The following is a 22,727-nucleotide window of genomic DNA, read 5'->3' as shown; positions in this document are numbered from 1 at the left end:
CCACCGCACACACCGTCCCCGCTCCGCGCGATACGGACGGAACACACCCCCCGGTGCTGGAGATCAGGGACATGAAGCGGCACTTCGGTGCCTCCGGCGGGGGCACCGTCCGTGCCGTCGACGGCGTCTCCATCACCATCGGCCGCGGCGAGGTCGTCGGCCTCGTCGGCGAGTCCGGCAGCGGGAAGTCGACCGTCGGCCGCTGCGCCGTGCGCCTCGACGAACCCACCGCCGGCACCGTCCACATCAACGGCACCGACGTCAGCCATCTGTCCCGTCGCGCCCTGCGGCCCCTGCGCAAGGACTTCCACCTGGTCTTCCAGGACCCCTCGTCCTCGCTCGACCCCCGGATGACCGTCGGCCAGATCATCGCCGAACCCGTCCGGCTGCACCGCTACGCCCGGGGGACGGCCGTACGCGAGCGGGTCGAGCAGCTGCTCGGCCAGGTCGGGCTGCGCCCCGAACACGCCGACAGGCACCCCCACGAACTGTCCGGCGGGCAGCGCCAGCGCATCTCGATCGCCCGGGCCCTGTCGTGCGACCCCGATCTGGTCGTCGCCGACGAGCCCACCTCGGCACTCGACGTGTCGGTCCAGGCGTCCGTACTCAACCTCCTGGCCGACCTCCAGCGCGACCGCGGCTTCGGCTGCCTGTTCATCACCCACGACCTGGCGGCCGTCGAGTACCTCGCGGACCGGATCGCCGTGATGTACCTCGGGCAGATCGTCGAACAGGCCCCGACAGCCGAGCTGTTCGCCTCGCCGAAGCACCCCTACACCCAGGCGCTGCTCTCGGCTGCCCCGGTGCCCGACCCCGTCGTCCAGCGGTCCCGCGAACGCATCGTGCTCCACGGGGACCTGCCCAGTCCGCTCGATCCGCCCACCCGTCGCGCGGCGGCCACCCCCGCCGGAGGCGCCACGGGCAGTGTGTTCGACGGCTGCCGCTTCCACACCCGCTGCCCGCTCGTCACCGACCGCTGCCGCACCGAGGTCCCCGCCCTGCGCGAGATACCCGGCGGCCGGCAGGTCTCCTGCCACCTGGTCACCGACGACGGCACCGCCCCCGACGCGGCAGCCTGACCCGCTCCCGCCCGGGCCGCGCCCGGGTCCGTACGATCCGCAGGCCCCACCGAACGCCGCAGCAAGGAGCAGTACCCGTGTTCACCACCCGCCCCACGCTTCAGGGCACCTTCGGCATGAAGTTGTCCACCGGGTGGCGCTGACCTGCATCGATGCGGCCTTACCCGCCCCTGACCTGGGCGGATAGGTCTTTCAGCTCTTTCGGGATCGTGCTGCGTTACGCGGTCGATTCTCCCCGCGCGCTCCCCAGGGCCGTCGATCCTCCCCAGATCCTCCCCAGGAAGTGCCGTTGCGGCGGGCACGGTGGCACAGGACCTCGTGCCACCGGACCCGCTGGCAAGGGTAAGTTGAGTGACTGCCTGTGCGGGCGGGGCAGGAGCCTGGCGTCGAGCGGATGAGCGCCAAGTGTGACTGATTCTGCTTGGGTAGGAGTCAAGTTCGAGCCCTCCGTTGGAAGCCGACATCTTTCCGATGACCCATCATGTCGAGTGCGTCGCGATCCTTGAACCGGCCGCGAAGGGCGTCTGACCTGCGGTTTCGCCGAGTGGGCGTTATGTGCGTTGTGTGCGTTACGGGCGATATCTTGACGCATATTCGACGCACGTGACGCACGTCTGACGCACGTTTGACGCACGTCCTGATGAGGCGTCAGGTGGTCATACCTGCAGGTGGCGGTGTGTCGAGTGCGGCTTGAGGGGGCTCCCTCTTTACCGCCTCTTGGTGAACCGGTGCTCGATATGGCCTGATTTAAGGCTCAGTAGGCACGGGGTCCGTAAGGGCTCCAGTGGCCGAGGAATGGCTTGAGGTCGTCGGCGCTGGGCTTGGGTGGGGTGGGCAGCTTCGGCGCTGCGGCGGACTCGGTGAGGTGCTGGAGCCGGGCGTCCGTGAAGGCGAGCCACGCCTCGATCTCTGTTCTTTCCTGTCCGGGTGGCAGCGATGTGGCGTGGTCGCGTACTGCTGTGACGTATCCGGTCAGGCGCTTGGTCTGGTGCCAGGCGTCTGCTTGTTCTTCGAGGTGCTTGACGCGATAGGCGTAGGCGTATGCGGTGCGCGCTTCCTCCATGGCGGTTTCCCAGCGCCTCTGCTGGGCTTCCCTGGCTTGCTGGTCTGCAAGGCGTTTGTGTTCTGCGGCTTTGCCGCGGAGGTCGACTTCTTGTGCGATTTCGGCGAGTTGGTCTTCCAGTGGCCTGTCGGGGACATCGGCCCATTCGCTCGCACGGTGCGGGCTGCCGCCGCGGAGGATGAAGCGCAGGCGGTTTGAGGGGGTGTAGTCGAAGTGGGCGATGCGCATCCATGAGTGCTTCTTGGCGTCGGCGAGTTCCTTGTCGGTGGGGATGTGTTCGCTGCGGTCCTGTTCTTGAAGGACGAGGAATCCGACGCTTTCGCCTTGGGCGGTGATGGTGAAGTGCGGTGGTGCGCTGCGGCGACGGTGGGGTGGGGGAGCGCCTTGCGTGGTCCCGAGTGCTGCCTTATGGCCTTGTGATTCGGTGGCAATGATGAGGGCCTGAATGATGCGCAGGGCTCGGCCTTGGATGGATTTGGTGAGCCCCATGGGCTGTGGCCGTTGTTGGAGGGCGGCCACGAGGGAGTGGGGTTTGGTGAGTCTGGCCGGAACGGGGAGCGGGGTGAGTTCGGCGAGCCGCCAGGCGGGGATGTCGGCGAGTTTGATTTCGTAGCCGCGATGGGTGCGGTATGCGTAGAGCTCTTGTGTGCGCGGGATCTTGCCGGACTTGCGGGCGGTGTTCACCCGTGATGTCCAATTCACTGCGTGTGGGCCGGGTTCGATGGGCTTGATGAGGCAGCCGTCGTTCGCGGCCAGGTCTTCGAGGAGTTGGTCTGTGTAGTTCGTACGGGCCCTGGGTGCGGTCTTGGGGCGTGGCGGTGCCGGTTTGCGGCTGGGCTGCGCGGGTGGTGCAGTGTTCTGCTCGACTGGGCAGATGCCGCGGTCGGTGAGATGCTGCCGCCCTTTGTCGGTGAGGTTGGCACTCCAATGCCCTCGGCGTTTGGTGATTCTGATGAGTCCGCGACTCTGCAGTGCCTGAGCGCTGACCTTGAATGTGCTGTCCTGCCAGACTCCGTCGGGACACCCCTGGCCCACCCAATCGAGCACGGTCTGCTGCCGCTCGTTGAGGGTCTGGTGCATGTGGACCTCTCGCGGTTCCCGGGTGTGTTGCCCCGGAGACGATGCCCGTAACTTCCGCGGTGATTCCGAGCGTTATGAGAGGACGGTTGTTCGGATGGGACGTGTTGCGTGGCCCGCGCATCGGAGTGCAGCAGGCTACGGAAGCGCGCTCGCCCTCGCTGACCCGCCCGTCCCGCAACAGGGCCCGGTTATCCTTCGGGTTGCCCGGGGCGCGCAGGTGGGTGTAGGCGATGCCGGCCGCATCGACGGCGCGTGTGAGGTGGGTCTTGGTAAGCCCGGCTTGCGGCTGATGGGCGTCAGGCGGACGTCGGCGACCATGCTGATCTGGGCAGAGAGCAGGGCGGCAACGAATGACGCGATGTCCCGCCCCTCGTACCCAGCGGACCACAGCCCGCGGCCTGCTGCCTCGGCCTGGCGGAACAGGTCGTCGAGTGAAACGTGAGTACGTCGGCAACACCACCCAGCACCTGTCGCAACCTCCAGCGCAACACGGGGCCGTATGAGGTGAGGCGGCGGCCGGGCCGACTCGTCACCGTGTCGCCTTGCGATTGGTGCCCACGATCTGGAGTTGGTCGCCGGTTGCGCGCACTACCAGGCCAGCGCGAGCCGCAGTTCGCGTCCGTCCTTCGACACGGCATGGTCGGACCCGTGGTCGGGGCGATGGTCTGGCGTGGAGAGCTCTTGGGCGGGCCCAGACCTCCGCCCGGGCCGGATCAGACAGCTGGATTATGGGCTGCCCCGGTGCGGGGCGTGGGAACTGCGGCCGGCTGGCGCAGTTGGTCGGGAAGAAGATCGCCGTGGCGGTGACGGAGGTAGGCGAGGGCCTGTTCGAGGGAGGGGTTGTGGTCGATGCCCTTCTTGACGAACTCCAGCCGCTGCTTGGCCTCTCGCAGGATTTCGGACCACGTGCGCACCCAGACCCGGACACTGGCGTGCTCGTACTGGGTGGGTTCGCTGTACAGGCCCTCGGGCTTGTTCGCCTGGCGAAGAGCTGGCATAAGCCTGTCCTTGACCGAACGGACGACAAGGTAGAAGTCCCAGGTGGTTTCGACGTTGGCAAAGCGCGGCTCGTTGAGGACGGCCTGCATGTAATCATCGACCTGGAGAGCCTGCTCGCGGTCGGCGTCGACGGCGGGCGCCTTGAGCTCGATCACAAGGTGCCGGACGCGATCGTGCTCGTGACTTTCAGCGGAAAGCATGAGATCGACTCGCCGTATGCTGCCGTCGACCGCGCGGACGGGCCCGTCTGGGGTTGGGTCCCAGCCAAGGGCGCGCCGATGGTGTTCCAGCATGCGGGTCAGACCGATCTCGCTGCTGCGCATCATGTTGAACTCTTCGCCAAAGATCCACAGTTCGCGTTCAAGGATCTTGTGAAGGTGATCGCGTTCCTTTACCACTCCGTAGATGTCCACGTCGAAGACCAGATGCTCAAGGGCGGTCAGGAACTGCAGCCGTGAGGTGACGATGGACGATGCACGGATGATGTTCGACAGGCTGGTCTGCTGGAGGAGGCCGTGCAGGTGGCTGACGTCGTCACCTCCCAGGCTCAGCACCTTCTCCAGGATCTCCACCATCTCGTCAGGGTTGTGCCGGAGGGAGTTCTGCAGCAGGGACAGAGTGAGTCGCTTCTTCGTCCTGTCGCCTGTGATGTGGCGGTTGATGGAGGTGGCGACCAAGTCGAACGTCGCCTGTTCGGCACGGGCCTGATCACCCTCCGCCCGGCGCGGGTAGGGGTAGACGCCTTCCTCTATCCACCGCTCGACAAGCTGGCGGCGCTGCCGTCGGCGCCGTTCTTCGAGCCGTGCGCCAATCCATTCGCGGGCGGTCCGCAACAGGGGCGTCAGGGGGGTGTCGCCACCTAACGTGATCAAAGGGATTTCGTTGCGGTGTCGGGGCATCGGTTCCCACAACACGTAGGCCGTGTAAGAGAAGTCAGCGTGTTCGGTGGAGACATCGAGGCTCTCCACCGGGGCGCTGGCGGCGTCGCACAGAGCGATGGTGCGCTCTGCGCCCGTGCGCCAGTGGATCAGCCGGATGTGGAAGGGATACGTCTGGCCCTCGTGATCGAAGGTGAGGTTCTCGAATTCTTCGGCCTGGATCTGGGTCTGTGGGTCGATGCGCTGGCCGTCGTAGATGACCCGGACATCGGTCCAGGTCAGGAGATAGGGCGCGAGGGTCGCCGTGATCTGGGTGGCGGCTTTGGGCTCCAGGAGCTTGTTGAGGTGGTTTGCCTGCTTTCCCCAGAGCTCCACCTTCGTGCCTGGGCTGTCCGTCCCCGGCATCGGCTGCGTGTCGATCCGCCACGTCGTCCGACGGCTGATCGCCGACTCGATCGTCGTGCGCATCAACTGGCCGTCCCCTGCGCGAGCTGTGCTCGTCCAGCGCGTCGCATTACCCAGCGCGAAAGCCCGCAAGCGTCCGCGGCCGGCTTTCCCATGGAGCGGACGCTGCAGCCGGTCGGTTGTGCCGCCTACCCGCTTGTCGGAATTGCCGACCTGTTTGAAGGCAGTCCGAGCCTTCTCCGGGGTGATGCCGTCGCCGTTGTCGACAACGACGATCTTGTCTATGCCCGTGGTACCAGATCGCTCGATGGTGGGCCTTGACCCCGAATTCTGAACACGGGTTATGCGGCTTGTGGCAGCGTAGTTGGTGTGCGGTGGAGGGCGTTCTCGAAGGCGATGGGTGATCGTTGTCCGAGGCGGGAGTGTCGGCGTCGGGTGTTGTAGCGGTGGAGCCATCGGAAGGCGTCGAGTCGGGCCTCGCGCTCGGTCGGCCAGCTTTTTCGTCCTTGCAGGGTCTCGCGTTTGAAGGTCGCGTTGAAGGATTCGGCGAGTGCGTTGTCCGCGCTGGACCCGACCGCGCTCATGCTTCGCCGAACCCCTGCTGACCTGCAGGCTTCGGCGAAGATTTTGCTCGTGTACTGGGCTCCGTGGTCGGTGTGCATGATCGATCCGGCGAGGCTGCCGCGGGTTCGGATCGCTGCGGTCAGGGCGTCGGTGACGAGGTCCGCGCGCATGTGGTCGGCGATCGCCCAGCCGGCCAGACGGCGTGATGCGAGGTCGATGACGGTCGCCAGGTAGCAGAACTTCCCGTCCTCGATGGGCAGGTAGGTGATGTCGCCGACGTACTTCGTGTTCGGCCTGTCCGCGGTGAAGTCGCGGCCGATCAGGTCCGGGGCCTTGGCGGCGGCCGGGTCGGGGACAGTGGTGCGGTGCCGGCGGCGCAACCGGATTCCTTCGATCCCGGACGCCCGCATGATCCTGGCGACGCGCTTGTGATTGACCGCGACACCGTTCTCCTCGCGGAGCTCGGCGGTGATCCTCGGGGCTCCGTAGGTGCCGTCCGATTCCTGGTGCACCGCCCGTATCCGGGCGGCCAGGCGGGCGTCGGCCACCTGCCGGGCGGCGCGGTCCGCAGCCGTCCGCCGCCAGTAGTAGAAGCTCGAGCGGCTGACGCCGAGGATGCTGCAGAGCCGCTTCACGCCGTGACGGCGCTGGAGGTCGGCGACACACTGGAAGCGGTTCACCAGCGCGTCTCCCCGGCGAAATACTTCGCCGCTTTGCGCAGGATCTCCCGTTCCTCCTCCAGCTCACGGACCTTCTTCCGCAAGGCGGCGTTCTCCGCCTCCAGCGGTGCCGGCGGCAGGCCTGGTTCCTGTGTCCGCCGTCCTCGGGGACGGCTCACCCCGGCTGCCCGGACCCAGTTCCGCAGGGTCTCCGGGTTGATCCCCAGATCGGCTGCGACCGACCTGATCGTCGCTTCCGGCCGCGACTCGTACAGCGCGACCGCGTCCGCCTTGAACTGTGGCGGGTAGTTCTTCATGACCACGAGATGTCCGTTCTCAGATCCTCAGGATCCAGTGTCTCGTGTGTCCAACATCCGGGGTCAAGGCCCCCCGGTCAGGTTACGACGATTTGGACGTGCGGGCTCCGGCATTTTGGGTTCCTGATCCGGGACGGTGGTTGGAGATCGGTGCCCCACCCCCCCGGCGGGTCGCGAACCTGTCCGAGCTGAGAGCCTGAGGTTGCCGCCCGAGCGTCCGAACGCTATAGCCGGGTGCGTGAGCACGGGGCGCCGGTCTGCCCCTTGGAGCGGCTAACACGGCGCCGTGTAACGACTGGTTCTGCGCCTCCCTGGCCAGGTACATGGCGTCATCGGCAGCGAGGGTAGTCGCTCCGTACGTGTGCCCGAATCTCGCTCTGTTCTTGGCCGTCGCTTCGGCCGGGAAGCGGTGCGCTTCCTCTTGGAGTTGTGTAGACGTAGCAGCACAAGGTTGCCAGGCCGATGCCGAACCCGGCGGCGAACCGGGCGCAGGTGTCGCCGCAGTGTAGATGGGCGGGGGCAAGGAGGGCCTGCCGTCCCAACGCGGGGTGCCGCCGACGGTTGACAGTTCGCTGCCGCCCGACGGCGAGTTGGCGGGCGAGGAGGCGTTAGGCCGAGCTGTACGGGTCGATTGCTGACGGGTACACAAACACCAGGGCTCCTGGTTTTGCGGTCGCTCTTGCTCGACAACCCGTCTACCAGGAGTTTCGCCACGTCCACCAGTCAGCCCTCGAGCCTCCCCCACCGCCAGGACGAGGGGCTCAGTCTGCGCCTTACCCGAGCCGCGCGCCGAGTTCGGTGGCGGCGGCGATGACAGCGCCACTGAGGAGGGCGAGTTTGGCGTCGGTCCGCCTCGCCGGGCCGGATACAGACCGAGCACCGCAGGCCAATCCTTGCCGGTTCCGTACCGTGGCGGCCACCGCGCAGAGGTCCCGTTCTCTTTTCCTCTATGTTGGTGACGTAGCCGGTCTCCCTTACCTTCTCGAGCTTGGCCTCGATCGCCCAGCGTGTACTTACCGCGCGCTCGGTTCCGCCGCAGTGAACGCTTCCTCCTCACGCGCGACGGGGTGGGACCGGCTGTGAATAGGCCAGTCCCACCGGCTATGAGACGCCGAGTGCGCGGTGGCGCGAGCGGTTGTCGCCGGACTTCGTCCGATCGCATCGCCGATGCGATGTGGTCAGGACCGGTGGACTATTGGGCGCGGCGTGCTACCTGGTACACCGCCGTGTTGATGTTGATGCCGTCGTAGAAGTTGACTGCTACGTAGTGGCGGTCCTGGAACCAGGGCTGATCGTCGTTCAGGGTGATCGGGTCGCTGTGGAAGCTGCCGTCCGGGTTCAGGTGCACGGCGATGGGGGTCGTGTCGCGGTCGAGGAAGGCGCGGATGGTGCCGGTCTGCGGGAAGTTCGGGTGGCCAGTCAGGTCCACGGCGCCGTCGAGCGTGAAGGTGCCGGCGGGTACCTGGGTGATGGCGTCTGGCTGGTCGATGCTGACGGGGGTCAGCTGGACGTCGGTGTTCGTGGAGGTGTCGCTGACGGCTCGGGTCCGGTCGAGGAGGTTCAGAGGGGTGGTGTCGTACCGGGTGGTGGCCCCGGTGTCGGGGTCGACGTAGGTGACGTTGTCGACCACGAAGTTCTTGATGATCTTGACGCTTTTGAATCCTGCTGCCAGGTTGCTGGTGGTGTGGAAGGTTGAGTCGCGGTAGTAGACGCCCTCCACAGGGCTTCGGGAAGCTGAGCTGGAGAGGGCGAAGGTCGTCTTGCCTCGGGACATGGTGGGGGCGGTGTTCACCCGGTCCACGTAGATGTTGCGGATGGTCGGGTTGAAGGCATCGGCGTTCGGGAACGGCACGGTTTCTCGGTAGTTTGCGTCGAGCTGCACCAGGCCGTGATTGGACTGTTCGAGGAGGCAGTCGCGCACGTAGACGCGTTCCACCAGGCCGCCGCGGTTTGAGTTGGTTTTGATCTTCAGGATCAAGGACAGGTCGGGTCCGCCGAAGACGCTGTCGTGGATGAAGACGTCACGAATGCTTCCCGACATCTCGCTGCCCATGGAGATGGCTGCGCCGTCTCCTCCGTCGTTGCGGTAGGCGGAGTCGCGGATGATGATGCGTTCGCTGGGGGCCCGGTGTTCACGCCCGTTCACATTGCGGCCGGCCTTGACCGCGACACCGTCGTCGCTGGTTGTGACGTGGTTGTTCTCCATGACGACATTACGGCACGATTCGGGATCGATGCCATCGTCGTTGTTCCAGTTCAGCTCGAAATCGGTGGTCTTGTTGCTGTAGATGTCGAGGTCGCGGATCAGCACGTTGGTGCAGTTGAGGGGATGCACAGTCCAGAAGGGGATATTGCGTATCCGTACCCCCTCGATCAGGACGTTGGTCGAGTCGTTCGGCTGGATGAACGAGGGTCGGAACGACGACCTCATGGGCTTGGCGTCGGCGGGCGGTGGTATCTGGCGCACACGTCCGTTGCGGACCACCGGGATCGTGGCCGGCCGGTGACCGTCGTCGGAGAAGATGCGTGTCTCTATGGGTGTGTCCTGGAAGTTCATCTGGTTGAGGATGCCGTTCTGCCCGTATGAGGCCGTGGTGGTCTTGTCCTCCACCGAGGGCTCGCCCCAGTAGCCCTTCTTCCAGGGCCGCCAGTTCCACATGTCCTCCTGCCCGTCGAGCGTCCCGTGTCCGGTCACCGCGATGTCGCGCTGGTGCAGGGCGTAGATCAACGGTGAGAACCCGTACATGTCGGTGCCCTCGTAACTGGTGCGCACGACCGGGTAGTACTCGTTTGACTTGGTGCGCATGAACTTCACGACGGCGTCTTCGGCCACGTGCAGATTCACACCGCTCAGCAGGTTGATGGCACCCGAGTAGTAGGCCCCGTCATCGTTGCGGGAGCCTCCAGCCGGGATGACGACGATGCCGCCGCCGGCGCGGTGGCAGTCCTCGATGGCCGCGTTGATGGCCTCGCCGTAGAACCACACCCGACGCGACTTGTAGACCAGGGGAGAGTCCTTGACCGCCGGGTCGCCGGCCTCGTTGCCCTCTGCGTACGTCTCTGTCGCCCTTCGGACGAACGGACGGTATGTGGGTGAGGTGATGTCGAACCGGCGGTCGGGGAAGACCGGTGTGTGAGTGTTGACGATGCGGTCGATCTCTTCGTAGAGCGCGGCGTTCCAGTAGTCGCCGTCTCGTTCAACGGCTTCGGGGTCGTGGACCGTCAGGGCGTAGCTGCGTGTCGAGTGGCCGTCCGCGGCTCGGACGACCAGGCGGTCACCGTTGCGGATTTGGCCGATGGACTTCGCTGTACCTGTCGTGTCCACCACCGTGCGCAGCTGATGGGATCGGTCGGACGCGGTCAACTGCGCCAGTACTTGACGCACGGTGGTGCGTGGTTTCACCGTGACCGTGGATGTGCCGACGGTGTGCAGGGCAGATGCGGATCCGTGCTTGGCCACTACCACGGTGCCGCTGGAAGCGGCACGGGTGGTGGTGCCGGCGTGGGCGGTTCCGGCCAAGGCGGCTTGTGCAGTCAGTGAGAGGCCGGCGGCAACGAATGTACGGCGCTTCATGTTGATCGCTCCCTGAGTTCGGACGGGTCCGGGGCGGATGCCCGGACGGGGTTCGGGCCACAGTGGGATACGGCCCGGCTCTGTTCGGCTGCTTTCGCCATCAGGATCTTGGCGGGGCCCGTCACCGGCGGGTCAGTGCCAGGGCGTCGAGGGTGATCCATCGACTGCCCGTGGTGCTGCGTACCTCGATTGCCACCGTGACGGGTCCGGCGGGGAGCAGCAGGCTGTCGAAGCTGAGGGTGTGCCACTCGCTGGTCGGCTGGTTGAGGTCGAGGAGATGTTCCTTCGCACGGCTGGTGATCCTTATGCGGGCGTAGTCGAGTCCGCCGTCGGCCCGGGCCTTGGCCGAGAGCCGATACCTTCCCGCGGGCACGGCGATTTCCTGGGACAACGAACCCGAGAACGGGCTGCTGGCGCCGAGTTTCAGAGCGAACCGTGTGGAGTCGGACCCCGGTGAGGTGTTCGCGACGAAGTTGCTGGCCGAGACGTCGGTGTCGATCCGGGTGGTCCACCCGGTGAGTGTGGTCACCGCGACCCGGTCGGCGGCGAACTCCGGGTTCAGCAGGTAGTTGTTGTCGCGCCCGGTCCTCCAGGCTCCCGTGACGGCGTTCAGTTCCCAGTGGCTCAGGGACTCGAAGGCCAGCCCGTCGCCGGTGTCCGACAGGGGCATCCACTGGTTGTAGCCGAGGCCGTTCCAGGCGAAGTCCGCCCAGCGGTCGCCGGCGAAGATGACGGCGTCCTGCTTCTGCCCCTTGACGGTGATGAAGAAGCCGGTCTGAGTGACGTGGCTGTAGTCCTTCTCGGTGCCCGGGAGAACGTACTCGGCTGTGTACTCGCCTTGGATGTCGGACGTCTTCGACTTGATGACGTATGCCTGGGAGGAGTTCCAGCCGTGCAGGTTGGAGGTGGCCACGTAGTAGTGGCCGTCGTACTTGAACATCGCGTTGCCTTCGCGGCCCTTGGCCACGTAGCCGATCTGGACGGCCGGCTCGATGCTCAGGGAGTCGGCCTCGGCGATCTTGCTGACGTAGGAGTAGACGCGGCCGGTGCCTCCGGAGAAGACGAGGTATCCGGAGCCGTCGTCGTCGATGAAGACCGTCTGGTCCTTGGTGGACTGGGTAGGGACGCCGACGATCTGCGGCTGGATGTTCGCGTAGGCGAAGTCGTCGGCCGGGTGGTCGCCCTGGAGGAAGAGGACGGCGCCGTTGTTTCCGTCCGTGTCGAGGGCGTTGCCCATCTGGATGAGCAGGACGTACTTACCGGTGTTCGGGTTGTGGACTACGCCGAGCCGGCCCAGCCATGAGGTGTCGGCGAGGTTCTTCATCTGCGAGAAGGTTGAGTCGTTTGTCTCCTTCTCCGAAGGGACCCAGAGAGGGGTGGAGACGGTCGCGATGTTCTTCTCGAAGGTCCAGCTCGTGAGATCCCGGGACGAGTAGCACGTGATCGCGACGAACGTCGAGTCGTAGGTCCGGGTGGGGCTGTTGTAGTACTGCTCCGCACCGGTGTAGCGGACGCCGTACCAGTAGTAGGTGTCGCCGAAGCGGAAGACGCCACCGCCCTGGGAGTAGATCGGGTTGCCGACCGTGTCGTGCCAGAAGGAGTCGTTTCGTATGTCGCCGAAGGCATGTGCTGCTGTCGGCGTCAAGCCGGTCGCCGCCTCCTGGAGTGTGTTCTTGGCCTGGACGACGTCCTCGCGGGTGGCGTCGTCCGTTCCCAGGACGGCTCGGGCTGCGGCGAGCGTGCGGGGCAGGTCATGCCAGGAACGTCGGGTGTAGTCGGCGTGATTCCGGTTCTGGTACTCGGCGATGAGGTGGCGGAGCCCCCTGATCATGACGAGGCGGTCAGCTGCGGTCGCGAGCGCTTGCTGGGCTTCCTGGCGTTGTTGCGGGGTCGGTGAACCTGCGAGCAGCGTGCCGGCCGCCGTGCGGACGGGGGCGAACGCACGCCACGAGACGGGCGTGTAGTCGTCTGCGACCTCGCCGGCCAGCGAACCGTACAGTCGCTCCAAGTCGTCGCCGTCCGCGGTGGCCGCACTTGCCCCGCCTGTACCCAGGGCTACCGCTGCCGCCCCGGTCGCCGCGCCGGCGAGCAGTGACCTGCGTGAAACGGCGTTGTCCCACATGGCATCCATCGGGTTTCCGTCCTATCGGGTGATGGGAGTTCCCTGGCTGCCCAGGGGAGAGTGCGGAGCCGCGCCGAGGGTCTGTTCGTCGACGCGGTGCCGTCGTGAGCGGTGTGGTCAGTGTTCGTGGATCACGGCGCTGTCCAGTGCGGACACGTGGAGTGTGCCGGTGACGTTCTGGTCGCGGAGCAGGTCACGCCCGCTCGTGGGTACGTCAACGCCGTGTTCGGTGTGGTTGATGACGAAGAGGAAGCTGGACCCGTCGGCCGCGTGGCGTCGTACGGCTTCGACTCCCGCCGGCAGCGTGGCGAGGGTGGGGGGAACTTCTGCCTCGGCGAGTACCTGGTCGACAATTCTGCCGATGGCTTCGTCGTCGGGGCGGGTGGCGACGTACCAGGCGGAGCCGTGGCCGACGTCGTTGCGGGTGACGGCCGGGAAGCCCGCCAGGGGCCCGTCGGCCCAGGTGCGTACAGCCTTGGCGCTGTGGAGGTGGGTTTTCTCGCTCCACAGATCGGCACGGGTGCCGTCGTCCAGGGTGAGCAGTTCACCGTCCTGGAGCGGGTGGAACTCTTCGGACCTTACGCCGAGGAGTTCCCGGAAGGCTCCGGGGTAGCCGCCGAGCCGGATGTGGTCGTGCTCGTCCACGATGCCGCTGAAGAAGGTGATCAGGACGCCGGCGCCTGCGTGTGCGGCCTCGGCGATGCGGGCGGCGTCGTGATCGGTGACGCTGTACAGGTTGGGGACGAGCACCAGCCTGTAGCCGCTGAGGTCGGTCTCCGCGGAAACGACATCGACCGTGATGCCCCGCAGCCACAGCGCGCGGTACCAGCGCAGCACCTCGTCCGGGTAGCTGAGGTCGTGGACGGGGTGGCCGTCCAGTTCGGTGCCCCACCAGGAGGGATAGTCGAACACGAGGGCTACGTCAGCCCTGACGCGGCTCTCCCTGACCGGGGCCAGGGCTTTGAGACGTCGTCCCAGTTCCACGGTGTTGCGCCACACGTCGGTGTCCTGGCCGGCGTGCGGCAGCATGGCGGAGTGGTACTTCTCCGCGCCCGCGACGGACTGGCGCCACTGGAAGAACATGACTGCGTCCGCACCGCGTGCCAGGTGACCAAGAGAGTTGCGCAGCATCTCTCCGGCGCCCTTGGCGCTGTTGCGCGGCTGCCAGTTGACGGCTGACGTCGAATGCTCCATCAGCATCCACGGCTCCCCGCCGGCGACACCGCGGCTGAGGTCAGCACTGAAGGCGAGCCCGATGTGCGCTTCAGGGTCACGTGCGATCAGGTAGTGGTCGTTGGCCACCACGTCCATGTCGTCGGCCCAGGAGAAATAGTCCACCCACTTGTTGTGCGTGTTCATCATGAAATTCGTCGTTGTCGGCACGCGAGGGGTCACCTCGCGCAGCACGTCACGTAGAGCGCGGTAGTGCACGAGCTGCTCGTCGGACGAGAACCGGGCGAAGTCCAGCTGCTGTGTCGGGTTGACATACGTGGGGGCTGAACGGGGCGGCAGTATCTCCCCGAAGGAGTCGTAGCGCTGTGACCAGAACGCCGTTCCCCATGCCGAGTTGAGTGCGTCGATGCTCTTGTAGCGCTCCTGGAGCCAGCTCCTGAAGGCCACCGCGGCGTTGTCGGAGTAGTCGTGCGGTACGTGGCAGCCGAGTTCGTTGTCGACGTGCCACAGCGCAAGTGCCGGGTGATCGCGGTAGCGCTCCGCCATCCGGCGGGTCATGGCCAGAGCGTATTGGCGGAAGACCGGCGAGGAGACGGCGTACGACTGGCGGGAGCCCTGGTGCAGGACGGTGCCGTCGGCCTGTTCGGGCAGGATCTCGGGATGCTTGCGGGTCAGCCACGGGGGCGGTGAAGCGGTCGCCGTGGCCAGGGCGACGCGGATGCCGCCGGTGTGCAGTCGGTCCAGGACCTCGTCCAGCCAGGCGAAGTCGTAAGCGCCTTCGCGGGGTTCGAGATGTGCCCAGGAGAAGATGGCGACGCTCACCAAATTCACCCCCGCCTCCTGCATCAGCCGGATGTCCTCCAGCTGGGTCTCCAGCGGCCACTGCTCGGGGTTGTAGTCGCCTCCGTAGGCGATCCCCGGCACGTCCAGCGGCCATGGGCGGTCGTTCGGCATGCACTGCCTCCTTCTTCGTTGACGATGGGGTCTCGCCCGCCCTCAGGAGCGGTGAGGCCCTCAACGTGATGCTGAGCCGGGCCGCTTCCCCCTCCGGACACGGGGCGGACGGAACGGCTTCAGCCGTTACGGGGCCACTGAGCGTCACCGGGCGGGAGCTCGTTGCCCAGGGTCAGATAGAGGCGATCCACGCGAAGGCGTGCTTTGCGGGCGAGGACGGACACCGTGTGCCGGCCTACGGTCAGGGTCAGTTCGCTGAGTTCGGCCCATACCCACGCCTGGGCGGAGGCGAAGGTGAAGAGGTCACCGCCGCCGAACTGTTCGCTCGCGGGCTGCGGGGTGCCGTCCAGGGCCAGCACGCAGGAGTCGTCATCGGCCCCGTCGAATTTGACGAGTGCCCACACGTGATAGCTGCCCGGCGTTCTGACCTGCACGGCGAGGTGGATTCCAGGGGCAGACCCGGGGTCCTCCCATCGGCGTCCGGGGGCGTCGACATGCAGGGCAAGGCCGGTGCCGCCCTCGGTCTCGGCCTGCGTGTGCGTCCAGCCGACGACGGGCTCGTCGATGCTCGGGGTCAGCCAGCCGTCCGCGCTGGCGAGGAGCGCCCGCTCGGCGTCGATCGCCAGAACCCCGTCGTGTTCCCGGACGGGTCCGGGCGTGAGGTCGGCCAGGAGGTCCTTCGTGCCGTCGGGCCGGGCGGGATGACGGGCGGGTCCGAGACTCCTCTGCTGAGTGGTGAGGTTCGGTGTGAAGGTGGTGTCACCGTCCCAGTAGCCGCGGGGAACATGCACGAGGGGAGGCAGCTGCAGAGTCTCCGGATCTATCCGGTAGACATCGCGGCACAACTGCTCCGGCACGGTGGTGTCGTGGGCGTGGGGCAGCGGGTCGGGCGCGTCCTGGCGCCGCTCGCCTGCCAGAGGGCTGGAGGGCGGGCCGAGCGCGGTGTGCCGGGGCGGTGCCGTGTACAGGACGAGACGACCGAAGGCGAGGTCGGCGTCGAGGGCGCGCAGGTGCAGGGTGTGCACCCCCGGGTCGGCCCAGGGGAGGCGGATCCGCAGCCGCTCGACGTCCTCGACGACCGCGTCGCTCCAGGTTCCCCGGTACTCGTCGGTGGTGGGGGACTCCAGCACGGCCGCCTGCCGGTCGTCGAGCGCGACGGCGAGCCGCATCCGGCCCGTGGAGTTCAGGGTGGGGAGGCGGTGTATTTCGAGGAGGTGTGCGCCAGCCGTGCTCAGGTGCACGTCGTACTCCAGCGCGGCGGGGCCGTCGCTCCGGTTAGTCGTGCCTGGGGTGTCGCCCTCGGGGCGCCGTCGGACTTCGAGCAGGCCACCGCCACCGCGGCCGAGCCGGTCGACCTCCACCCAGGCGGTGTCCGGACCGTCCTGGCGGGCGGCCGTGTCCGTCGCGGACATCGACACGTAGCCGTCTGCTTCCACGTGACAAGGGCGGGCGAGTTCTGGTATTGGCGTCGAAGGCTCTACGTTCACGGTCACAACGACGGTGCGCCCGTCCGTGGGGCTGTGCAGGGTGATGCGGCCGGTGCCGCCCTCGGCCCGAGCTGTGTCGGAGATGCTTACTTCCAGGCGGCGTTCGGTCCGCACGCTGCCGCTGGTTTCGGTGATGCCGATCCAGGGGTCGGCGGTGAGGGTGTAGTCGATCGTGCCGGCGCCGGTGTTGAAGACCTCGATCCACTTGGTGCCGGTGCCGTGCGCGGAGAAGCTCAGGCGCGGGTCGTCACTGGCTGTGTCGTCGCCCCAGACGATCACCCCGAGGCCTGGGTCCCCGAGCGTCAGCGCCGGCTGGCCAGCTGCGTACTGTGCCGTGGCCGGCGGAGGGAAGGAGTCGGGCGTCATGATGTCCCGCCACCGCCCCCCGGCCATAACCGTGTTGTAGTGGGCGATCAGGGCGCGGCGCAGCGCGTCGAAGCGGCGCGAGACGGCCAGCCAGTGGTCGGCGGCCGGGAACTTGCCCTGTTCGTGCGCCAGGGTGCTGCGGTCGGCGAAGTAGAACTGGGCGTTCGCAAGGTACGCGGCGTGCACCTTGAAGGCGACCAGTTGCATGAAGGCGTCGCGTTCCTCCTCCGGGAGCGCGGCCCGGACGGCGTTCACGTCGTCGTAGAGGCGGCGCAGATGCGCGAGCCGCCGCCCGCCTTCGTCGCCGTAGGCGGTCTGGGAGAAGACCCTCGACGTCAGCTGCTCGACCTTGCGCACGTTGTTCAGTTGGGCGTAGTCCTGCAGGATCTCGGCGACCTGAGGGCCATGGCCGCCGCTGAACGTGCGGTCGATCCAGTCCGCGAGGTACGCGGTGGTGTCGGCGGTGGAAGTCTCCCGACCGGCCTCCCAGGCACAGCGCAAGAACAGTTCGATGTCCTGTTCGAGGGGCTTGAGGGGGCCGACGTTATTGACCCACAGGGTGCGGATGCCTCGCTCCCACGCCTTGCTCAGTTCGTTGCGCATCTGTGCGGGCGGGGTGGAGGAGACCCACAGGTAGCTGCGCGAGGGTGGCGACCAGTAGGAGGAGTGGTAGTAGAGGCCGTGGCCGCCCGAGCGCCGGAGTTCTCGCTCGTCGGGGAATCGGCGCAGGTGGCCGTAGCTGTCGTCGGACCAGACGAGGGTGATGTCCTCGGGAAGCTCCAGCCCGTCGTCGTAGAGCGGCAGGACCTCCTTGTACGGCACGAAGATTTGCGGCGCCTGGCGGGCGCGTTCCTCACCGAGTTCGTCGCTCAGGAGCCGACGCTGGTCGGCGACCACCTGGCCGAGCAGGTCCACGCGGGCGCGGTGCTTGTCCTCGGCGGACAGGGCGCCGTCCTCATCGATGGCTCTGGTGTGGAAGCCGGAGTCGTGGATGCCGCGCATCCCCAGGGTCCAGGTGACCTCGTAGCCGCTGTTCTGCTTGATGCTGTGGTGCCAGTACTCGTGCAGGGCCTCGCGGTTGGGGCTGTCCAGGGAGTAGTCGTACTCCACGTGCTGCCCGCCGCGTTCGGCGAGCCAGGGCTCCCATTCGTGCTGGTTGCTGCGTAGCAGCATGTCGCAGTGGCTGGTCCCGATGACGACACCCATCTTGTCGGCCAGGCGGCCGTTCTCCGGGTCGGCGTTGAAGGCGTTGACGTGCATCGCCGGCCACAGGTAGTTCCCCTTGAGGCGCAGCAGCAGCTCGCACACCCTCTCGTAGGTCTGCGGGCCGATGGTGTGGTCGCTCGTGTGCCGACGGGCCCAGGCGTCGAGTTCCTCCTCGTCGTTGAGGAAGATCCCCCGATAGCGGACCGAGGGGTGGTCGGCGATCTGCATCCCGGGACGCACCGTCACGTGCTCGCGTCGGCGGGGTGGTACGTCGGCCCACCAGTACCAGGGCGAGACGCCTATTGCTTCGCACAGGTCGTAGACACCGAAGATCGTGCCGCGTCGGTCGGCTCCGACGATCCACAGCTGCCCGTCGACTTCCTGCAGCAGGTATCCCTCCCAGTGCAGTTGGCCTGCCGGGTCATGCAGAGCGCTCAACGCGAGAGCGCCCCTCGCGTCGGCATCGTCGAGGTAGGGGCTCTCGCCCAGGGTGGCGACCACGATCCGGGCGCGGGCAGGTTCGTCGACCGTGGTGGCGGTGGCGTCGCACACCTTCGTCAGGTCCTGCGCCAGGTCCTGGACGGCGCGTCGCACTGCCTCGGGTTCGACGGGTGCGACGGCGATGGGCGTATGGGTGCCTGCTGCGGCCAGGAGGGCCCCTGTCGCGGGGTCGTCGCTGAGGTAGGCCATGGTTCTTTCGACCTCGTTGGGAGTTGGGGGCGGCGGGGCGGAAAACGGCCCTCGGCGGGGCTGCGCGCCCTCGTCCTCGGACGGGCTGTGCGGCGTGTCAGCCGACCGTCACGCGGTAACTGCCGCCGGTGGTGATGGAGAGATCCGCGACGAGGCCCCGCGTCCGTACCCGGTACTCGCCGTCGTCCGTGGGAGCGTGCGGGCTGAGGAAGTGGATCACCGGGCGTGCCTGCTCGCGGGGGAGTGGGACGGTCACGGTGCCGTGGGTCCCGTCGGGCACGGTCAGTTCTAGGGCGAAACCGTCCCCGGGCCGGGTCCAGGACACCTCGATGGGGCCGTGCGGGGTCGGGACCCGGCCGCGTGCCCACGTGAGGTCCCCCGGCTGTGGGCTGATCGACCAGGTGGCGAACCCGGGAGAGGCGGGGCGGATGCCCAGGACGTGGGCGGAGAGGGCGGCGGTGGCGCCGGCTGCCCACCCGTGGGCCAGGCTGGTCTTGGCGCCGAAGCCGGGGGATCCGTCGGTGCCGACCAGTTCCCATGCGGTGCCGACCGCGTGGAGGTCGGATGTGGCCATGTGGCCCCACAGCCGACGGATGAGGTCCAGGGCATTGTAGGTGGCTCTCTCGGTGAACAGGGCCCGCAGATACATGTCGCTGACATACGGGCTGACCTGGGGCCAGAAGCCGGTGTCCGCGCTGAAGGGTGAGGGGCCGTAGGGCGTGCCGGGCAGTACCGCTTCCAGCGCGGCGAGGATCTTCGGCGCTTCGCCCTGGGGCGGCAGACCGCTCAGGACGGCCAGGGAGTTTCCGTCCAGGCTGACCCCGTCCGGCTGTTGGTCGGAAAGGCGGTAGAGGTGGCGCGCAGTGTCGTACAGGTGCTCATTGACGGCCGACCGCAGGGTGTCGGCCTGTCGCCGCAGTCCGTCGGCCTCCTCGGGCCGCCCGAGCGCCTCGGCCACGGCCGCGGCGTGGTGCAGCATCTGGTGGTAGGCCGCGTTGTAGGCGGTCACGGCTCCGGTCTTCGGACCGTCGTACCAGTCCCAGTCCAGGCCGTTGTTCTCGTCGGTGACGATCAGGCCCCGGTTGTCGAGCAGGGTGCGGCACCAGTCGAGCATCCGTCGGGCCCAGGGCCATTGTTCCTCGGAGAGTGTGAGGTCACCGGTGTAGAGGTGGTGTAGAGCCAGGTTGACCAGTTGGTGCATCGAGTAGACAGCGGAGTAGGTCTGACCGTGCTGCGGGCCGGAAGCCGGTGGCAGAACCGGGGGAACTCGGGCTGCCGACTGACCGGTCGCTTCCTGGTACCCGTTCAGCAATTCGATCGAGCCGCGCACGTAGTCCTCCGCGGCCGTGGTGGAGAAGAGGGTGGGAATCTGCACGAGCAGATCGCCGCTCCACACGGTCCGGTCGCGCTTGCCACCGTCGAGGATGACGGGCAGGGGATTCGGGTGACGCACCGCGTCGCCGCTGAAGGCGGCCAACGCCGCTTCGTCGGCAAGGGTGTCGTGGTGCAGGATGCTGCCATCGGCAGCGACGACGCGGAGGTGGCGGAAGCGTGCATGCTCGGCCCGGTGCTTGAAGCCCCAGGCTTGGTGGAAGCCGACAGACCCGTTCATCCGCGCGGGCACGCCCGCCGGCAGCCGGGAGATGTCCAGCGTGCACAGGGTCTGCCCGTCGACCGCTACGGTGATGAGGTGACCGGCCATTGTGGTGCGGACGTCGTGCCAGGAGCCGTCGAGGCCGAGGTTGAGGGGAACTCTCCCCAGCAGGGTGTAGCGCCGCACATTGTCCTGTGGACGTTCCTCGTGGCCGTCGTCGACGTAGAACTGCTCGAGGCATGCTGGGTTCCCCGGTCCCTCGGCGGCGCGCAGGACGAAGAGGTATCCGTGCCGCCCCTCCTCCGAGGCGCGGACGATCCAGCCGGCGGCCCGCTCGACCACTTGGGTCTGGAATGTCACCGTGCAGTCGCTCCAGCCAGTGCCTGACGTGAGCACCGCGAGATTGCCTCCGCGGGCCACCAGCGATCCGTCCGAGACCGTCCAGGCGACCGGCAGCGTGCAAGCGGGCAGCTGGTTGAGCTGGACGGTGTAGGCGCCGTCGTACCAGACGCGATTGAGCAGGTCCGAGCTGCAGGCGAACCAGCCTCGGTAGTCCGCGGCGGTGGCCCGAGGGGATGTGTAGTGCAGGCCGACGTCGCTGATCACGAGAGTGCCGGGAGAGCTCAGGGCTATGCGCTGGTAGCGCTGGCCGCCCTGGATGAGGCCGGAGCTGACCGTTGCCCGTTCGTGGACGTGGAACGTCTCCACCCGGTCGTGACTGCCGGTGTCGTTGTGACTGCCTTCGAAGTCTCCATCGGCGTCCGTCCAGGTGGCGCTCTCGCTGTAGGACACCAGCAGGGTGGGCTTACCGGTGGACGAGGCGACCTCGATCCACGGGACGCCGGCCACGTTCTGCCCGTAGTCCATGACTACGCTCGGTTCGCTCCCGCCGTGCTCCATCGTGAGCACGACGCTGCCCGTCCGTGTGAGGAGGGCCTCTTCGCCGGTGACGTCGCCGAAGGACGAGAGGACCGCGACCGGCCGGACAACTGACTGGGCCGGTCCACGGACGTAGTGCTGCCAGTCAGCACCGGGATCGAGGTCGTCGCCGTGTCGGCCGCCGGCGCGGGGGGCGTCGGCGCCAGCAGGGGGGTGGGGTTCGTGGGCCGTGTTCGGGAACATGTTCAGGCCGGTCCTTGAAAGGGGAGGAGGAGAAGAAGTGGTTGAGTGCTCCGCTGTGGGTGACTGCAGTCCGACGCCGCGGCATCGTTCATGCTTCAGTTCTGATCGAAGGCGTCGTCCATGTCCGTCAGGACGTCTGGGACCGAGTCCTGCTTGCTGAACAGGCCCTGGATGCCGTCGAACAGGGCCGGCTGTGTGGTGGTGCTCGGCCACAGGCGGTCCGGCCAGGTGGTGGTCCTGTTCACGTCGGTGAACTTCTGTACCACCGCCGCTACTTGAGTGACCTGGGGAAGATCGCCCGTCATCGCGGCGGCGTCACCGTACTGCTTGGCGTGCTCCACCTGTGTCTTCGGACTGGCCAGATAAGAGAGAAGCTTCTGAGCCGTACTCCGCTGACTGCTCTTCGCATTGATGCCGTACGCCGGTCCGACCGAGGTCGGCAGGTAGGTCTGCTCAGGGTCGTCGGTCGCGGGGAAGGCCGCATACGTGAGATTGAGGTCTTTCGGACCGGTGGCGGCGATGTTGCCGGTTTCGGCGGCGACGCTCACCGTGGCCAGGGTGTCTCCGGCCCGGATGGCGTCCTGCACCTGCGAGTAGGGCGTGCCATTGGGGCTCTTGTTGAAGCAGCCGGCGCGGTCCATCTGCAGGTACTGGTCCATGGCGGTGGACCAGGCGGAGTCGGCGAAGGTGGCCTCGCCCTCCAGTTGATGGTCGACGAAATCCGGTTCGGGGCCGTACACCAGCGAAGCCGTCAGGGCATAGGGGACCATCTGCGTGGTCCACGTGTCGGACAGACCCAGCCCGTAGGCGGTCTTCCCGGCGGAGCGAGCGTCCTTGCAGAGCTTGAGGACCTCACTCCAGGTCTGAGGAACGCGCAACTTGAGGGCGTCCATGGCTCCCTGGTTGTAGATACCCCCGATGGAGGACAGCGTCATCGGCACTGCGACGAGTCTGCCGTCGTCCGTGCTGAGTTGCTCGCGTGCGCTGTCGGGTACGCGCTGGGCCCACGCGGTGTCGGAGAGGTCGGTGTAATAACCCCTGGTGCCGGCGAGCTTCGCGCTGACGTTGTTGCCGCCACCGGGTGGCACCTGGATGACGTCGGGAGCGTTGCCGCCCGCCAGCTGAGGGCCGATGATCTCGCGGTAGTTCTGCGGGTAGTCCTTGACGACCACCTTGATGCCGGGATTCTGCTTCTCGAAGCCGGCCAGGACGGCTTTCAGCGCGGATCCGCCGTTGGTGGCCACGGTCAGGACCTGCTTGCCGCCCCCGACTGACGGGGTGTTGGCGGTGGAGCAGGAGGTCAGAGCTGCGGCCATCGTCAGTGCGGCACAGACCGCGCGCAGGGTGTGGCACTTTGTCGTCGATGACATCGTGCAGCCTTTCACGGGAGGAGTG

10 protein-coding genes are annotated in these 22,727 nt (G+C 67.1%); 1 reads left to right on the top strand and 9 read right to left on the bottom strand.

The features are described 5' to 3' along the window. Positions 1-71 precede the first annotated feature (71 nt). Positions 72-1,079 carry an ABC transporter ATP-binding protein gene (locus tag P8A20_RS05265; protein WP_306105118.1) on the top strand — a complete coding sequence of 336 codons (1,008 nt, stop codon included), beginning with the start codon at positions 72-74 and terminating at the stop codon, positions 1,077-1,079. 754 nt (positions 1,080-1,833) lie between these two features. On the opposite strand, the gene P8A20_RS05260 is transcribed toward P8A20_RS05265, so the two are convergent. The 9 genes from P8A20_RS05260 to P8A20_RS05215 form a co-directional block, all read right to left on the bottom strand. Continuing rightward, complete coding sequence (locus P8A20_RS05260) at positions 1,834-3,222, bottom strand: hypothetical protein (RefSeq protein ID WP_306102974.1); 1,389 nt, start codon at positions 3,220-3,222, stop codon at positions 1,834-1,836. A gap of 713 nt (positions 3,223-3,935) precedes the next feature. After that, positions 3,936-5,960, bottom strand: a complete 2,025-nt coding sequence (locus P8A20_RS05255) for an ATP-binding protein (protein WP_306102973.1) — start codon at positions 5,958-5,960, stop codon at positions 3,936-3,938. Next, a protein-coding gene (locus P8A20_RS05250; protein WP_306102972.1) for an IS3 family transposase occupies positions 5,846-7,050 on the bottom strand; the annotation gives its coding sequence in 2 pieces (ribosomal slippage) (positions 5,846-6,759 and positions 6,759-7,050; 1,206 coding nt in all). The genes P8A20_RS05255 and P8A20_RS05250 overlap by 115 nt, the downstream gene beginning before the upstream one ends. Positions 7,051-8,236: 1,186 nt before the next feature. Next, the gene (locus P8A20_RS05240) at positions 8,237-10,618 is read right to left on the bottom strand and encodes a glycoside hydrolase family 28 protein (RefSeq protein WP_147964303.1); all 2,382 of its coding nucleotides are present in this window, start codon (positions 10,616-10,618) and stop codon (positions 8,237-8,239) included. A 121-nt stretch (positions 10,619-10,739) separates the two neighbouring features. Then, complete coding sequence (locus P8A20_RS05235; protein WP_147964304.1) at positions 10,740-12,749, bottom strand: glycoside hydrolase family protein; 2,010 nt, start codon at positions 12,747-12,749, stop codon at positions 10,740-10,742. Between the two features lie 108 nt (positions 12,750-12,857). Beyond that, a complete protein-coding gene (locus tag P8A20_RS05230; protein ID WP_147964305.1) occupies positions 12,858-14,867 on the bottom strand; it encodes a beta-galactosidase in 2,010 nt (669 codons plus the stop codon). 119 nt (positions 14,868-14,986) lie between these two features. Continuing rightward, entirely contained in the window at positions 14,987-18,616 is a 3,630-nt protein-coding gene (locus P8A20_RS05225) for a glycosyl hydrolase 115 family protein (RefSeq protein WP_306102971.1), read from the bottom strand. 97 nt (positions 18,617-18,713) lie between these two features. Continuing rightward, on the bottom strand, positions 18,714-21,332 hold the full coding sequence (locus tag P8A20_RS05220) for an alpha-L-rhamnosidase C-terminal domain-containing protein (RefSeq protein ID WP_306102970.1): 2,619 nt from the start codon (positions 21,330-21,332) through the stop codon (positions 18,714-18,716). Positions 21,333-21,427: 95 nt separating this feature from the next. Beyond that, on the bottom strand, positions 21,428-22,702 hold the full coding sequence (locus tag P8A20_RS05215; protein WP_147964308.1) for an ABC transporter substrate-binding protein: 1,275 nt from the start codon (positions 22,700-22,702) through the stop codon (positions 21,428-21,430). Between the last annotated feature and the right edge of the window lie 25 nt (positions 22,703-22,727).

This window comes from Streptomyces sp. Alt3, assembly GCF_030719215.1.
GTDB classification, from domain to species: Bacteria; Actinomycetota; Actinomycetes; order Streptomycetales; family Streptomycetaceae; genus Streptomyces; species Streptomyces glycanivorans.
This window is presented reverse-complemented; position numbering and strand designations above follow the sequence as displayed.

What these genes read in the sequence shown, in the direction of transcription:
- P8A20_RS05265 (WP_306105118.1), top strand. Translation starts at nt 72, where the DNA reads ATGAAGCGGCACTTCGGTGCCTCCGGCGGGGGCACCGTCCGTGCCGTC.
- P8A20_RS05260 (WP_306102974.1), bottom strand. Translation starts at nt 3,222, where the DNA reads ATGCACCAGACCCTCAACGAGCGGCAGCAGACCGTGCTCGATTGGGTG.
- P8A20_RS05235 (WP_147964304.1), bottom strand. Translation starts at nt 12,749, where the DNA reads ATGGATGCCATGTGGGACAACGCCGTTTCACGCAGGTCACTGCTCGCC.
- P8A20_RS05255 (WP_306102973.1), bottom strand. Translation starts at nt 5,960, where the DNA reads ATGGCTCCACCGCTACAACACCCGACGCCGACACTCCCGCCTCGGACA.
- P8A20_RS05225 (WP_306102971.1), bottom strand. Translation starts at nt 18,616, where the DNA reads ATGGCCTACCTCAGCGACGACCCCGCGACAGGGGCCCTCCTGGCCGCA.
- P8A20_RS05240 (WP_147964303.1), bottom strand. Translation starts at nt 10,618, where the DNA reads ATGAAGCGCCGTACATTCGTTGCCGCCGGCCTCTCACTGACTGCACAA.
- P8A20_RS05220 (WP_306102970.1), bottom strand. Translation starts at nt 21,332, where the DNA reads ATGTTCCCGAACACGGCCCACGAACCCCACCCCCCTGCTGGCGCCGAC.
- P8A20_RS05215 (WP_147964308.1), bottom strand. Translation starts at nt 22,702, where the DNA reads ATGTCATCGACGACAAAGTGCCACACCCTGCGCGCGGTCTGTGCCGCA.
- P8A20_RS05230 (WP_147964305.1), bottom strand. Translation starts at nt 14,867, where the DNA reads ATGCCGAACGACCGCCCATGGCCGCTGGACGTGCCGGGGATCGCCTAC.